We start from the raw sequence: 14,153 nt of genomic DNA, 5'->3' as shown, positions 1-14,153 counted from the left end.
TTCTTATATTTGAAAAAGAAACAGACCGCCCAAAAGGCGGTCTGTTTCTTTCCTCATGTTTATGCACGATTCAAACAAATTCCAATACATTGCTCTTAACGTAAGTTTCGATTTCTTCAGCAGATTCCATTTGCAGCACATCTCGCACTAGCTCTACCATTTCAGAACGATTTAATTTGGAGATCAATTCCCTTGCAGGCAGCAAGGCTGCAGGACTCATGCTAAACTCATCAAGCCCCATTCCAATCAATATGGGTATGGCGACTGGATGACCCGCCATTTCTCCGCACATCCCGACCCACTTATTCTGGGCATGAGCAGCTCGAATGACTTGATCAATCAGCCGAAGAACCGCTGGATGTAGTGGCTGTGTCAGATAAGCAACCTGCTCGTTCATCCGATCTGCAGCCATCGTATACTGAACAAGATCATTCGTACCAATACTAAAAAAATCCACTTCCTTCGAGAGCTGATCGGCAATCAACGCAGCAGCTGGAACTTCAATCATAATGCCTACTTCGACTGTATCATCATAGCTTTCGCCCAATGCATTAAGCTCGGCCTTAGCTTCTTTCAATATCTGGTTTGCTGCACGAAGCTCTTGAAGTGTTGCGATCATCGGGTACATGATTTTAACGTTACCATGTGCGCTTGCTCGTAGAATTGCACGTAATTGCATTTTAAACATTTCGGTATTCCCACTACTAAGGCACATACGAATCGCACGATAGCCTAGAAACGGATTGGACTCTTTGGATTGCTGTAAATAAGGAATCTCCTTATCACCACCGACATCAAGTGTACGAATGATAACAGAATCATGCTCGCCAATCGCTGTTACCGCAGCTTTATAAGCATAATACTGCTCCTCCTCACTTGGCATCTCCTTCCTATCCATGAACAGAAACTCCGTCCGATACAATCCGACGCCTTCAGCCCCAACCTTTTTTACTGCCATAGTATCCTTGGGGTGAGCAATATTGATGGCAAGTTGTACCAATATTCCGTCTGCTGTAACCGTAGGCAATTCTCTATACTTTTCAAAACGTGCTAACCTTGTATCCTCATCATGCTTCATTGATCGATAGGCTTCAACTACCTCTAAAGATGGGTTCACTATTACAGTTCCTCGATAACCATCAATAATGATGAAATCACCGGTTTGAATACTGGAGGAGATCTCCTTCAAGCCCACGACCGCTGGAATACCTAGTGATCGAGCAATAATTGCCGAATGTGAGGTTTTGCCTCCAATATCTATAGCGAATCCAATAACTTGGCTTGCATCCAGCTTCGCAGTGAGCGAGGGTGCCAAGTCCACGCCGATCATAATCACAGGCTCGGGAAATTCAGTTTGAACCCTCTCTTCTTCCCCCCCTAAATAAGAACCGATTCTTGCACTTACATCCCGCAAATCAGAGCAGCGTTCTTTTAAAACTTCATTGTCCATTGCTTCAAACAGTGTAATTAATTCTTCGGTCACTTCATGTAGCATTGCCTCTGCATTGCTTGCTTCATCTTGAATCCGTTGCGTAACCTCTCCCACAAATTCAGGATCACGTAAAAGAGAGAGATGTGTTGCGAAAATGGCGGCTTGTTCTACTTTGTTGTCAGCAACAGCGTCACTTTTTAATAACTCAATATCCTTAATCGACTGCTCTACCTTTGCTTCGAATCTTCCGACTTCAGCAAGAATTTCGTGTGCTTCCAGCCCTCTCCTGCTTGTATCATATAGAGCGCTAGGCAGCACGTACGTCGTTCCCAACGCATAGCCACTCGAAGCTGCAATTCCTACCCACTCGTTCATTGGCTATCCCCTTAATGTGACCCATAATCACTACTAATCAATACTAGATTGTATAATTTCTCCTACGGCAGCCAGAGCTTCAAGCTCATCCTCACCATCCGTAATGACTGTCACCGTATCTCCCATCTTCGCGCCAAGCTTCAATAGACTAACCATGCTTTTAGCATTAGCCGTCTTCGCATCCTTCTGAAGGGTAATACGACAGGTGAAGGTTATTGCCTTATCCATAATTGCGTTTGCAGGTCTCGCATGAATTCCCGCAGGATTAATAATCGTGAACTCTTTTTCCATGATATCTCCCACTCCTTACTAATTAACAACCTTGAATTTTGATAGAAATGACTGCCCGTTCTCAGGTATCTCGACATTAAAATAATCTGCAACCGTAGCACCAATGTCAGACAATGTTTGCATATGTCCGAGATTACACTCCTGCATAGGCTCATGATATACAAGTACAGGAACCTTTTCCCTTGTATGATGGCTATGCCCAATTGTTGGATCATTGCCATGATCAGCCGTTAAGATGAGTACATCATCCGCTTCCAGTTGATCGATGAGCTTACCTATGTAAAGATCGGATACCTGTAAGCGATCGGCATAAAGCAGTGTATTTTGAGCATGTCCGGCTAGATCTGTCTCCTGAATATTCAAGCAAATAAAGCCGTGACGAATTCGCTTTACTTCAAGTAGCAAAAGCTCAAATAATTGCTCCGTTTCAACTCCCGGTAGATTCCTTCCATTTCGATTTTCAACAATATCTCCCACTTTTCCAATTAAAGAGACCTCAATGCCATTTTTTCCGAGAATGCTTGGCACTTGAACCGCTGCATCAACACCGTATCCCAGATGAGTAACACGATAACCGGAATTGTATAACCCTGATTTCGGAGTGTCGATCCCAACATAAACACCGTCCATTTTGGCGCTCTGGGCTTGTAGCAGCTGGTCAAAGCTAACCTGTTCACCACCCAAAGCAATCACCCGTGACACCTTAACAACACTTCGTACAACCTGACCAATGTTAACAATTTCATCGAATGAAATCACATCTAAACAGCCTGACACATTGAAGACTTGACCGAGATCTGTCTCGAGATTGTCCCCTACTATAACAGATTCATTTATTGCCAGTACTCTCGTGTCATCACCTACATAGTTAGCCGAATACCCCGCTTCAATCAATGCCTGAAAGACCTGATCAATCACTTCACGAAATGGCTGAAGAAGAGGCGGCTTTGGTCTTGTTCCCATAATTTCCTGATGACCTGCGAACGAGTCTGCACCAATATGCGTTAAATTAGCTGTTCCATATGTCGATTCTTTACTAAACCTGTTAACGCCAAGCTCTTCACCTAGCGCATTCATTAAGCCAAGCTTGCACATGTTCATTAGCGATAAATCAGATACGGTCTGCAAAATATGCTTACAGGTATTCGAGCCTACATCCTGTGGCCTAACTTCATGGACGTCATCCATTGCCCCGACCCCAAAGCTGTCCAGTACAACAACGACAAATCTGCCCATTAGTCAGCCCCCTTGATCGGCTTTCCTAAACTATCATACAGGCCGACTAGTCTTGGACGATTCTTAGATAAACCCTCAACGATAGCAACTACACTTCGGGTAACAAAAATTTGTGTACGGAAAGCCATAATGACGGAATGTCCCACGGGATATAATCCATCCAGCTCAAAATGATAATCAATAGAATCAAGTGATGGTGAATGTACTTTACTAGTATGCAGGTTGCCTGATGAATCTGCGATAATTGCTTCTTTTAAAAGCGTCCGTTGATAGTAACCGCCACCATAACAATAACTCATTTGATCCAGTGTATGGGAGATTTCACTTACGTACACGATCGCAGGTCGTTCAACCAAATCGGCAACCGCATGCATCGGTGTCGTACCCAGTAAACCATGCCCAGGCTCACCATGCGTTCCTCCAGAAGCTTTTATTAGCTTAATACTGTGTGAACAGGTGGCCGAAGGCATATTCATTTGCTCGATCTTCAAGCCATACCGTTCTTCCAAAAGCTGTTTGGCTGCGTGCATGGTCTGCACATTTGTCGTCGGAGCGAAATCTTCGAGATTGGCGTCATATAGAAAACAGGGAAATGAAGTTAAACCGCTTACCCGGATATGGCTCAATCCCAATAATTGCTCCATACAGATCGGCAAGTCTTCTAAACGAATACCGCCATATTGTCCTTGATATAAGACGTCTTGATGATCGATTACCCGCAGAAGTACATTTTGAGTGTATCCTAATTTTCGGCAAGCTTGGTTAATTTCTTTCGCTTTTTCCACCGTGTAGACGGTCATCCATGACGGCTTCATGCGTACAACCTGATCAATCATTCGGGATGGGGTTTGCACCAAATGCCCAACATGACCTAATTTAATGCCAAAATCATTCAGTGTCTCAGCTTCCCGGAAATCAACAGCAACGGCTCCCTCGAATCCGAGGTTCATTAACTCCTGCGAGACAATTGGATTTCTGCCAAGCTGCTTTGTCATAAAAAATAGCTTAATTTGCTGCTCATCTGCTTCTTTTAGCATAGCACTTGCATTGCTTGATACTGCATCCAAATCTATCACATATGTATCTGGCATAATTTGCCCAGATTGATGCAGTTCAATCGCATAATGAACCAATGCGGCATTTCTCTCTATAGTTTTTTCTAGGAACATAGTGAACTCCTTAATTCTCTGACTTCAACCCTCACGATCTACTAAAAATTCAAAAAATTGCGTGGATTAACCTTAAGCATTTTCTCAAGCACGGTATCCGTTACACCATGCTGTTTTAACTTCGGAATAAAGCTCTCATACAAATGGTTATATCCATGTCCACCATGCTGGCGCAAATGCGATTTGCGCGTAATATCACACGAAAGCATCAAACGATCCTCGAAGCCATACTCTAATAGCTGAACTAAATTCAACGCACGATCTTCATCCGTACGATAATTGTTTTTGCCGATCGTATCGAATTGAATAAAAGCACCACTCCGTAGGAGCTCTCTTTGTTCATTAATATCTAAGTTTAAATCTTGATGACCAAACGATACCTTGCTAAGATCAGCTCCGTACTTCTCAAACAAGGCTAATTGCTGCCTACCCATCGTACCGATCTCACAATGTGTGCTAATCGGTGCGCCTGTGGCCTGATGTGCGATAATCGCTGCATGGAATACAGCTTCTTCCGCTACAGTTATTTCGTTTAAGCTGCTGCCGATTTCAGCAATCAACCCAGCCTTAATTGACGTTTCATCCATCCCCACTTCAAGCTCACGAATGAAGATCTCAGAAAGACTCTCCGCGCTACTCTCAAATACGAAAGAAGGGTAAAAGCACTCTTTATAGAACCCGGTAGAAGCAATAATTGAGATTCCTGTTCGCTCCGAGATTTCAAGCATGCCTAGTGGATTACGGCCCATGCCGATATTAGATACTTCAACAATTAGATCACAGCCTGATGCTTGCAAGCCCTCAATCTCTTCTGTTACATCGCTACTATGCAGCTTAGAGTCCGCATCATTACGAACATGCGTTAAATCAAACACAAGATGCTCATGAATCATCGTGCTGTTAATCCCCATAACATCTATAAGTCCATTAACAGTATGCAGCTTCAATTCTATTTCCCCCTCGATCTATAACAAATGGGTAAAGTAAAGTATATTTAGTGCTAATCCGACTACAATTGCGGCAACAGGCCCAAAAGCAAGTCGCATCACTGGGCGTCCCAGTCCTTCATTAGCAGCATATAGCAGAATATATAACATTAAGCCTAATCCTGCCGTGCTAGACTCCATTTGAAATACAGCCAAAGAACCACCAATCAAGAGTCCAATTTCAATCATCGTATTCATTGCTGAACGGAAATAATCAGACGTTTCACGTATCATCGGATACCGCTGGAGGCACGTCGATATCTTACTTATGGCTGCGATTTCCAGACAAACCACTACAGCCCCTAATAAACCAGCAACCACAGGATTAGGAGATAGGTATCCTATTGGCAAAACAAACATAAGTCCCATGACCCCGTAAACACCCGTTGCTAATGCTGTTGTTACAATTAGTGGCATGAAGCTCAGCAAACGTATGATATCTATAACTGCGGCGCTTTGAAGCCAACCTCCACGGGTTGTTGCTTCGCCAGCGCTCCAAGCATTTTGTAAATAAGGTATAGCTGCATCCGATCCTGTGAATAGGCCAAGATTAGTCGCAATTGCCACACAACCTCCAATAGCCATAAACAAAGGAAGACCTTTAACAATCCGTTTCAAATGAATACGCTGTTCTAACTCTTCTTCTTGCTCATCAACATCCAGATCTCGTCGCTGGGTCCAGGCTTTATGTAATACAAATCCCACTAGAAGAAGTATTGAAACAATCGTTGTCATGGCTACTTGAATGAAGATTCCGCTATCGGTATATAATGCTAGCGATTGGCGAGTGACTAGTACAATAACAGCACTGGATAATGCCCTTTTCCAACCGAATTGATTCATAATCGCAACCAAAGGAAAAACGGCAACGGCAACCAAGAATCCCACATTTAGCTGACTGAGCGGATCAATTATATCGATGGGCAGCATGGTCGCAAGTGACAGAACACCTGCAAGCCCAAACAATGCAGTAGCTCCCCAAGCAGCACCTAACACTAGTGCGATCCACCAACGGGTTGCAAGGATGCCCAAAATATCAGTTGGTAGAAATAACAGCCACGGGTTCAACATCTGAAATGAGAAGGCAAATGAAATTCCGACGGAAACAATGAAACCAAAGCTTAATCCACTAGCAATAGAGGCTAGCTCACGCCGATTCATCCGGGCTTCGATGACTTCAGGCAGAATAGGACGGATACCGTCATGAAATACAGCCTTTCCTAAATGAGCAGCAAGCGCCGTCAGAGCCGTTAAGCACATCACAACAATAAACTGCATGATAGTCAAAGGTTGTATGAGATGTAAGCTGTTCCAGTCGATCTTCCCCATCCCCTTTGTAAAAATTAGTATGCTTGCTAGATTACTGATGTTTCTTAAGCAAGCTTTCGACGATAAAGGTAACAGCCGTTTCAATACTTTCTTCAGCGATTCCAAAGGCAATTGTACCGCTGTTGACAAGTGCTTCGATCTTGAGTGGATCAGGTTTGCCCCCACTCTTAGCAACCGTAGCGCACTTGCTATAACCAAGAAGTCCAATTACGATGGATAGAGCAGCGCCTCCACCTGAATTACATGCTCCGATATAATAATCAGCTTGACCAGTCTTCACTCTTTTGGCAGCATCCATATCCGTGGTTATCAATGCTTCTACGCGTTCTCCACCTGCTTCTAAAACACTTTTCTTAATCCGATCCTTCTGCAATCCTGCTATAACAATGCGTATCATTAAACTTCCTCCTCATCCGTCAGTGAGAGTAGATAAGAGGCAACAAATGCTGCCTCAACATCTAAATTAGAGTTATGAATATTAAAGGGAGCCAAGAGTTCTAATGAAAATTCATAGACCTCAGGTTTAGCTAGGGCTTGCTGTACTAATGCTGTCGAACATGTCTGTACAGCTTCATTCGTCTTTATCCGCTGAATAGCTTTCATGAGGTGAGAGGTAAAAGACCCCGCATTCTCCTCTTCAAGCTTAAGCTCCAGAAACTCTTCTACCTTCTTTAATACATTTGGAGTCTGCTCAAAGGTATCACGATCCACTTGTTCAGATTCAAATAATAGCTCTATTCGATCATTAAGTGACATGTCATCTGTCTCCCCATCCATTAGTTAATATTAGTAGCTAGGATCAATTTCAATGTTCACTACCTTGCGCTGGTAGTCGAGTACAATATCCGATTGGATCAATTCTTTTAAAATATTATTGATCCCTTTGTTATTCTTGGCAGTCAATATAACGGCCTCAGAAGTCTCGATGAATGCTGCATTATTCGATATGCTTTGGTAGGAAATCTGTAATTCCTTTTCCTTAATTTCATCCAGGTTCCATACACCAGCGTCTATTTTATTGGATTGAATACTTTGAACGATTTGGTTATATGGCATCTCTAGCAGCTTCACTTGCTTTCCTTCGCACAATGCCTTCGTAATATAAGATTGGTCAATCGATTTTGGATCGAGCCCAATGGTCATTCCATCCTCGATGATTTGCTTCGTGCTGTCTGCGAACAAGATGACATGCTCAGACAAATACGTTTTTGGCCCAAAATATAGTCCTATTTCTAGCTCCAATCCCTCAGCAATAGCCTGATTGGCAGCAAGCCGGGAAACGACGACAAAATCATATGCGCCTTTAAGCAGCATTTGAATCCGTACACTCGCTCCCCGAACATACGCCATGTTTAAATCCCCACTATGCTTTTCGGCTGATTTATATAGACCTGTTGCAAAGCCTTCGTATAATTTGGAATATGGAAGCGGCATAGCTCCCATCACAAAATCAATTCCCGTGAACATCCAAACAAGCTTATAATCGATCTCTTTTACAAAGGTACCTACATGCCCTCTACTCTCGAGCGTAACTGCACCTTCTGTTTTCAATACAGAAAGTGCATTCTGGATCGTTCCCCGAGCATAGCCAAGCTCCTTCTCATACTCCGATACCGTTTCAATCCGATCGCCCTTTTTCTTAGTCATAAACACCCTAGCTAGATGCATAATGACCACTCCGCTTTTTTGGTACAATTTATCTTTCATCATTTTTACCTCGCTCCAATTCGATCACTAGAAGTTCATATTCAAAAGTACAAAATTTTGTATTTTGGTTGATGGATCAATTATACAAGAGCTCAAGGAATGATGTAAAGACTACGTCCATACGGAGATTCGATAGAGCCAATGCTTATGCTTTTTAATAAATGTTACTAAATTAACCCTTCACGCTTCCTGCAGTTACGCCTTCGATAATACTCTTTTGGAAGAAGGAGTACATCAGAATGACCGGGAAGATGCTTATTGCAATCGATGCTGTCAGTGCGCCGTAGTTCATGTTGAACTTATCTGCAAAGGCAACTACTGCAACAGGCATCGTACGTAGCTCCTGACTGGACAAGAATAAGCTCGCCATAATGTATTCATTCCAGTTGTTAATGAAATTGAGAATAAATACAGTTACTAATGTTGGCATTGTAAGTGGAATAATGACTCGCAGCAAGATACCATAGGTGGTCAGGCCATCCATTACACCCGCTTCCTCTAGCTCCAGAGGGATCGACTTCAAAAATGCACTCACAACAAACACGGTAAGCGGTATACCGAATGCAGCATAAGGGATAATTAGCGCAAAATAAGTATTATAGAGTCCAAGCTCCTGAATCATGGTATACAACGGTATAAGTAATGAAGCAGGTGGGATTAACAAGGATAACAATAGTAATCCATATACAATCCGGTTTAAGCTTTTGAACTTCATTCTAGTTAGCGCATAGGCAATGGCTGTTGACAGGAGGATCGTAGTAACTGTCGCAATTAACCCAATAAACATACTGTTCATAAAATTGTGTATGACTAGCGAGTTGGATAATACACTAGCATAATTAGTAAGGTTCCAGCTCGGCGGTAGTCCCCATGGATCATTAAACATTTCGGTATTATTTTTCATAGATGAGACAACTACAAACCATAAAGGATACAGTACCGAAAGAACATAAGCCATGAGTATTACATGAGGGAGAATGCGGCGTTTAGGCTTATTGTTCATTAGTATGCATCCTCCTTCGACCGATTGTTAAAGAAATGAAGTCCTAGTGTCACTAGCGCTGTAAATAGGGTAATTACGATTGCTATTGCGTTTGCGTAACCAAAATCATTCATACTGTAAGCTTGTTTGTACATATAGGTCGCCATCAATTCGGTACTACCGAACGGACCACCTTTGGTCATAATAAGTACAATATCAAGTGCTTTCATGGCTCCCGTAACAGATAGTAATAGCGTTACACCGATGACTGGTCGAATTAAAGGGATCGTTAGTAATCTTGCTTTGGTCCATCCCGTAGCACCGTCAATTTCCCCAGCTTCCAGAACTTCTTTGGAGATTGCAAATATGGCTGCTAGGATTAGAACGATATAAAACCCAGTCCATTGCCACCCATTCGTTACAAGCACGGCAAATATCGCGTATGCCTCATCTCCAAGCCATATTTTCACCCATGAATCCAGTCCTATTGTGCGAAGTACTTGGTTCAATAAGCCTGCTTCCGGCGCATAAATAAACTTCCAGATGATGGAGACCGAAGCTGTTGATAAAATACTTGGCAAGAACACAGTCAGCTTGTAAAAACCTAGAAACCGCTTGACCCCACTTACTATAATAGAAATGAAAATGATTAGTGGGACTTGAATGAACACTGAGAAGCCCACAAAGTAAGCGTTATTCTTAAAGGCAACCCAGAACTTCTCATCCGCTAACGCTTTTGCAAAATTCCCAAATCCAGTGTACACAGGATCATTGATACCATTCCAGTCCGTAAAGGAATAACGCAAGGAATTAAATAACGGTATCAGATAAAAAGTAATGTACAACAATAGCGCCGGCACTACGAATATAAAGTAAGCTGTATAATTCTTATAGATTTTGCTCATGTCATATCTCCTGTAGTAGGCTTTATACTAAAATCACTTACCTTCTGCATTCGCGCTTTCTTGCGCTTTTTGCATACGCTCTGCTGCTGCTTCAGGTTTGATTTTTCCACCTAACAATTCTTGAACAATCGTTTCTAATTCTACCTTTACACTCGTTTGTACAAATGCGTCAAAAGCTGGGTAAGCGCCTTTGGCTGAACCTTGTTGTTTACCAATCATCGTAATCAATTCACTAGCACCTTTTACCTCCGTAATCCCTTTCATTGCAGGAATTTGGTTGGTTTCCCCGAGGATGCGCGCTTGATTGTCTAACGTATAGAAGTTCTTAATAAATGCTTTTACCGCTTGCAATTCGTTGTCTTTCAGATCCGCAGAGAATCCATAACCATTCGACCAGCCACCATTGATATATCCATCACCTGCACCACCTACATCAGGGAAACGGAAGAATCCTGTGGAGTCTTTAACCACCGATGTGTCTCCAATTATCGCATTTACAGCCCAGCTACCATCAAAGAGCATTGCCGCTTTACCAGTATAGAAAGTAGCTTGACCTTCAGCAAAAGCCAATCCAAGCACGTTCGGATCAATATATTTTTTATCAACTAAATCAGCAACTCGTTTGAACGTTTCAACTACTGCAGGATCCGTCCATTTCGTAGCTCCAGATGCAAAACCTTCTTGAAGACTAGGCCCACCAAGTGCAATCATCAGATTGTTCACAAGCATGTTCGCCACCCAACCATCACCACCACCAGCACCCATTGCAAGCGGAGTAATTCCTTTGGCTTTCAGCTTTTCCATTGCAACAAGTAGATCATCCCAAGTCGTTGGTACTTCTACACCTGCATCTGCAAACAGCTTATTATTATAAAAGAAACCTTCGATGTAGCCGGATTCAGGCAAGCCATAGATTTTCCCATCCACTGTGAATTCACGAAGATCGAAAAAGCTATCCTGAATTCCCACCTCAGCCATGATGTCATTAAGCGCTAATAAACGACCTGCTTTTGAGTAGTTCTGAGTATCAGCACCACCGAACAAACTGAAAATCGGGGGTTGAGTTCCGCTTGCCATCTCTGCCTTCAGCTTTACATTTCGGTTCACCGTATCTTCAACGCCATCAAGTGTGAACTTCAATCCTGGAACTTCTTCTTCTGTCTTTTGTACAACTTCCTCAAGCAGCTTCAAGGTTGGTAGCGCAGTTTCACGAATGTGAATATGACGAAGTACCATCTTGAATGGGTCTGATGAAGCGGGCTTACTTACTTCAGTAGTTGAAGAAGCGGCAGGGCTTGTTTTCTCCGTCGTCTCTGCATTTTTCTCCGAACAACCCGCTAGCGCCACCAGTGCTGTAATAGCCAATAACAATGATTGCTTTTTCATTTTTTCACAACTCCCCATTAATCGAATATGTAGCTATGATTTTAATAATTTCATTGTGCGCTCCACAGATTCGTACTAGGTAGCGCTTACAATATTGCCCCCTTTTCTCTCGACCTCAAAATACATTAATTTGTATATTGGGCCATAAATTTTCCCCCAACTTACTTGTTAATCAACTAACTTACTGCAATCCAATGTGTTGCTTTACAACTTTTTGAATATATTTTTTTTTGTATTTTGACTCAAGGAAATAATACCATTCTTTTTTCTAATTGTAAATCGCAGATTTCAATGAATTTAATAACAATTGATTTCAATCTCCTTGAGAATACTAATGTTAAGATCAAATCTAAAAATAATAGGACAGCCTCAATCAGCTGTCCTCTATCTATCTTCTTATTCTATAATTCTTCAACCTAGAATGGATTGATCACATGGAAAAAGACGTTAGGCGACGCCATGCGGTAATAATAGCTGCACCAGCCTGCACCTTTGTCGGTGAAACGGTTCGTCGTGCTATACAGCAATCGTTCCTGCTCCAGCTCCTCGATCCGTTCGAGCTTTCCGTCCGCATATTCTAACAGCCTCATGCTCGCTGTATCCAGCCGGCTTACAACGCCGCCGTAACGAATATCGAGCACCTCCCAGCCGAACGGTTTGAACATCGATAGCCATTGCTTCCGGTGTGCGGCGCGAAGATTTTGCACACCCAGCGAGATTTCGGGCAAAACATCCTCAGCAATCCGCCTAAGCAATGCCTTGTCGCCACTGTCATAAGCCCTCTTCAGCTCAAGTCCGATTTCGCTCTTCAGCTTCAGTACTGCACAAAGCTTTTGCGGCACCTCGAACAAGTAATCTAGCTCTGCCTCAGCTTTTCTGCGGCTAGCAATTTCGCCTTCCGCCCATGCATAATGAGCCGCCATATCTAACCCATCAATCTGTTTGTCGAACAGCCCCAGCAGTACATCCTGATACAACAGAAACTTAGATGGATTGCTCTGCTTCTGATTATTGGGTGCAGCTCCCGGTGTCTCGTCTAAATACTTCAGCCCCATGTAAGCATCCGCTTCGATGCCGGTGCAGAACCGAACGCGCTCGGCCAGCGTCTCGTCAGTCGGCGTGGACGTTGAATAGGCATGTTCCGCATAAAACTGCAAGCCGAGCAAAGCGATGTATGGATTGCTCTCCATTCCGTCGTCCCCCCACATCGTCGCATAAACTTCGCGGATGCCTTCCTTCTTGCATACCGTCAGCGCTGCATCCGTCGCCGGCAAGGATAGCCCGTAATTGACACCGAACGTATTGAACACCCATACCGCACCCGCAAAAATAAGATTATTACCGAGCGGCCGGTGTTTGGCGATCAATGTTTCGTAGTCCTTCTCCTCGACATGGTTATAGTCCCAGTAAACCATATCTATGTCCTTAGGAATGCGGCTCGACATGTCCTCTGATATTTGCGTCTCATGGCCATAATAATCTTCACCGTTAGCTGAAGCCAGCTTCAGGAACATATCGCTCCACATCATCGGTTTCAACCCTAAGCGTCGAGTTACTGCGAGCACCCGCTCCAGATGGCCTGTCATGATATCAAAACGGTTCATATGTCCATTGCGATCCAAAAATTTACCGCGTCCAAGCTCTTCCGCTTCATCCATGCCGATGTGGATTTTCCGGCTGCGGAACGGCGCGCTAATGCTGACAATCATATTTTCTACCAGACGATCGGTCTTCTCCGCTCCAACTAGCAACGCGCCTTTTGTATCTTTATATTCCTTTACCGGCTCCCATTTCAAAAACTCCTCCAAATGAGCCAGTGTCTGAATGCTCGGGAACGCTTCAATGCCGAATTGATCGGCGTAATCGTCGATTTCCTTCAACTCCGCCGCCGAGTAACGGCCGCGCATATAGCCGAAATAAGGCTCACCTTCTATCTCGTAAGTGTCTTCCAAATAGAGCATGACGCTATTCAAGCCCATCAGCGCCATTTTGCGCAGCATAAACTTGAAGCTTTCAACGGTCAGCACTCCATTGCGCGATAAATCAAACATCGGACCGATTGCATCGAATTGTTGTTGCTCTGTAATTTGAAATTGCTCTCCGCCACTAAGCTTCTGTATCAACAGTCCCAAGCCGCGGAAGAACTGATGTTTAGCACTATAACGAATATAAGCCCTTTTACCATCATAACCCACTTCCAGTTCTCCTGAAGACGGTTCTACCAAAACAGGAATTCCATCCTCCGACCATTCTGACTTAAGTTCGGCAAGCAGCAACTGAAGTCCTGATTGAAGCTCGCTCAATTCTCCTATAAAATGTAACTTCACTATCAATCCCTCCACAAAAATGAAATAT

At 43.3% G+C, this 14,153-nt stretch carries 13 protein-coding genes; all 13 read right to left on the bottom strand.

Annotation, left to right across the window (positions count from 1 at the left end; genetic code table 11):
* Positions 1-70: 70 nt before the first annotated feature.
* Positions 71-1,807: a phosphoenolpyruvate--protein phosphotransferase gene (ptsP, locus tag MKY99_RS09175; protein ID WP_339270020.1), complete on the bottom strand. Its 1,737-nt coding sequence runs from the start codon at positions 1,805-1,807 to the stop codon at positions 71-73.
* A gap of 33 nt (positions 1,808-1,840) precedes the next feature.
* Positions 1,841-2,098 carry an HPr family phosphocarrier protein gene (locus MKY99_RS09170; RefSeq protein WP_060624506.1) on the bottom strand — a complete coding sequence of 86 codons (258 nt, stop codon included), beginning with the start codon at positions 2,096-2,098 and terminating at the stop codon, positions 1,841-1,843.
* 18 nt (positions 2,099-2,116) lie between these two features.
* Positions 2,117-3,334: a phosphopentomutase gene (locus MKY99_RS09165; protein WP_339270017.1), complete on the bottom strand. Its 1,218-nt coding sequence runs from the start codon at positions 3,332-3,334 to the stop codon at positions 2,117-2,119.
* Complete coding sequence (locus tag MKY99_RS09160; protein WP_339270015.1) at positions 3,334-4,503, bottom strand: YhfX family PLP-dependent enzyme; 1,170 nt, start codon at positions 4,501-4,503, stop codon at positions 3,334-3,336. The genes MKY99_RS09165 and MKY99_RS09160 overlap by 1 nt, the downstream gene beginning before the upstream one ends.
* A 41-nt stretch (positions 4,504-4,544) precedes the next feature.
* On the bottom strand, positions 4,545-5,450 hold the full coding sequence (locus tag MKY99_RS09155) for a phosphotriesterase-related protein (protein WP_339270013.1): 906 nt from the start codon (positions 5,448-5,450) through the stop codon (positions 4,545-4,547).
* A gap of 18 nt (positions 5,451-5,468) precedes the next feature.
* Complete coding sequence (locus MKY99_RS09150; protein ID WP_339271565.1) at positions 5,469-6,767, bottom strand: YhfT family protein; 1,299 nt, start codon at positions 6,765-6,767, stop codon at positions 5,469-5,471.
* Between the two features lie 82 nt (positions 6,768-6,849).
* A complete protein-coding gene (locus MKY99_RS09145; protein WP_339270011.1) occupies positions 6,850-7,215 on the bottom strand; it encodes a DUF2620 family protein in 366 nt (121 codons plus the stop codon).
* Positions 7,215-7,574, bottom strand: coding sequence for a PRD domain-containing protein (locus MKY99_RS09140; RefSeq protein ID WP_339270009.1), 360 nt, complete (start codon positions 7,572-7,574; stop codon positions 7,215-7,217). The genes MKY99_RS09145 and MKY99_RS09140 overlap by 1 nt, the downstream gene beginning before the upstream one ends.
* A 30-nt stretch (positions 7,575-7,604) precedes the next feature.
* Positions 7,605-8,528: a GntR family transcriptional regulator YhfZ gene (yhfZ, locus tag MKY99_RS09135; protein WP_339270007.1), complete on the bottom strand. Its 924-nt coding sequence runs from the start codon at positions 8,526-8,528 to the stop codon at positions 7,605-7,607.
* 169 nt (positions 8,529-8,697) lie between these two features.
* Positions 8,698-9,528: a carbohydrate ABC transporter permease gene (locus tag MKY99_RS09130; protein WP_339270005.1), complete on the bottom strand. Its 831-nt coding sequence runs from the start codon at positions 9,526-9,528 to the stop codon at positions 8,698-8,700.
* Complete coding sequence (locus tag MKY99_RS09125; protein WP_339270003.1) at positions 9,528-10,412, bottom strand: sugar ABC transporter permease; 885 nt, start codon at positions 10,410-10,412, stop codon at positions 9,528-9,530. Before MKY99_RS09125 ends, MKY99_RS09130 begins: the two co-directional genes overlap by 1 nt.
* Before the next feature lie 33 nt (positions 10,413-10,445).
* Positions 10,446-11,798, bottom strand: a complete 1,353-nt coding sequence (locus MKY99_RS09120; protein WP_339270001.1) for an extracellular solute-binding protein — start codon at positions 11,796-11,798, stop codon at positions 10,446-10,448.
* Positions 11,799-12,214: 416 nt separating this feature from the next.
* Positions 12,215-14,125 carry a beta-N-acetylhexosaminidase gene (locus MKY99_RS09115; protein ID WP_339269999.1) on the bottom strand — a complete coding sequence of 637 codons (1,911 nt, stop codon included), beginning with the start codon at positions 14,123-14,125 and terminating at the stop codon, positions 12,215-12,217.
* Positions 14,126-14,153: the final 28 nt, after the last annotated feature.

The organism is Paenibacillus sp. FSL R5-0470 (assembly GCF_037975205.1).
Lineage (GTDB): Bacteria > Bacillota > Bacilli > Paenibacillales > Paenibacillaceae > Paenibacillus_AQ.
Note: the sequence above shows the minus strand (reverse complement) of the source record. Positions and strands in the feature narration are given on the sequence as shown.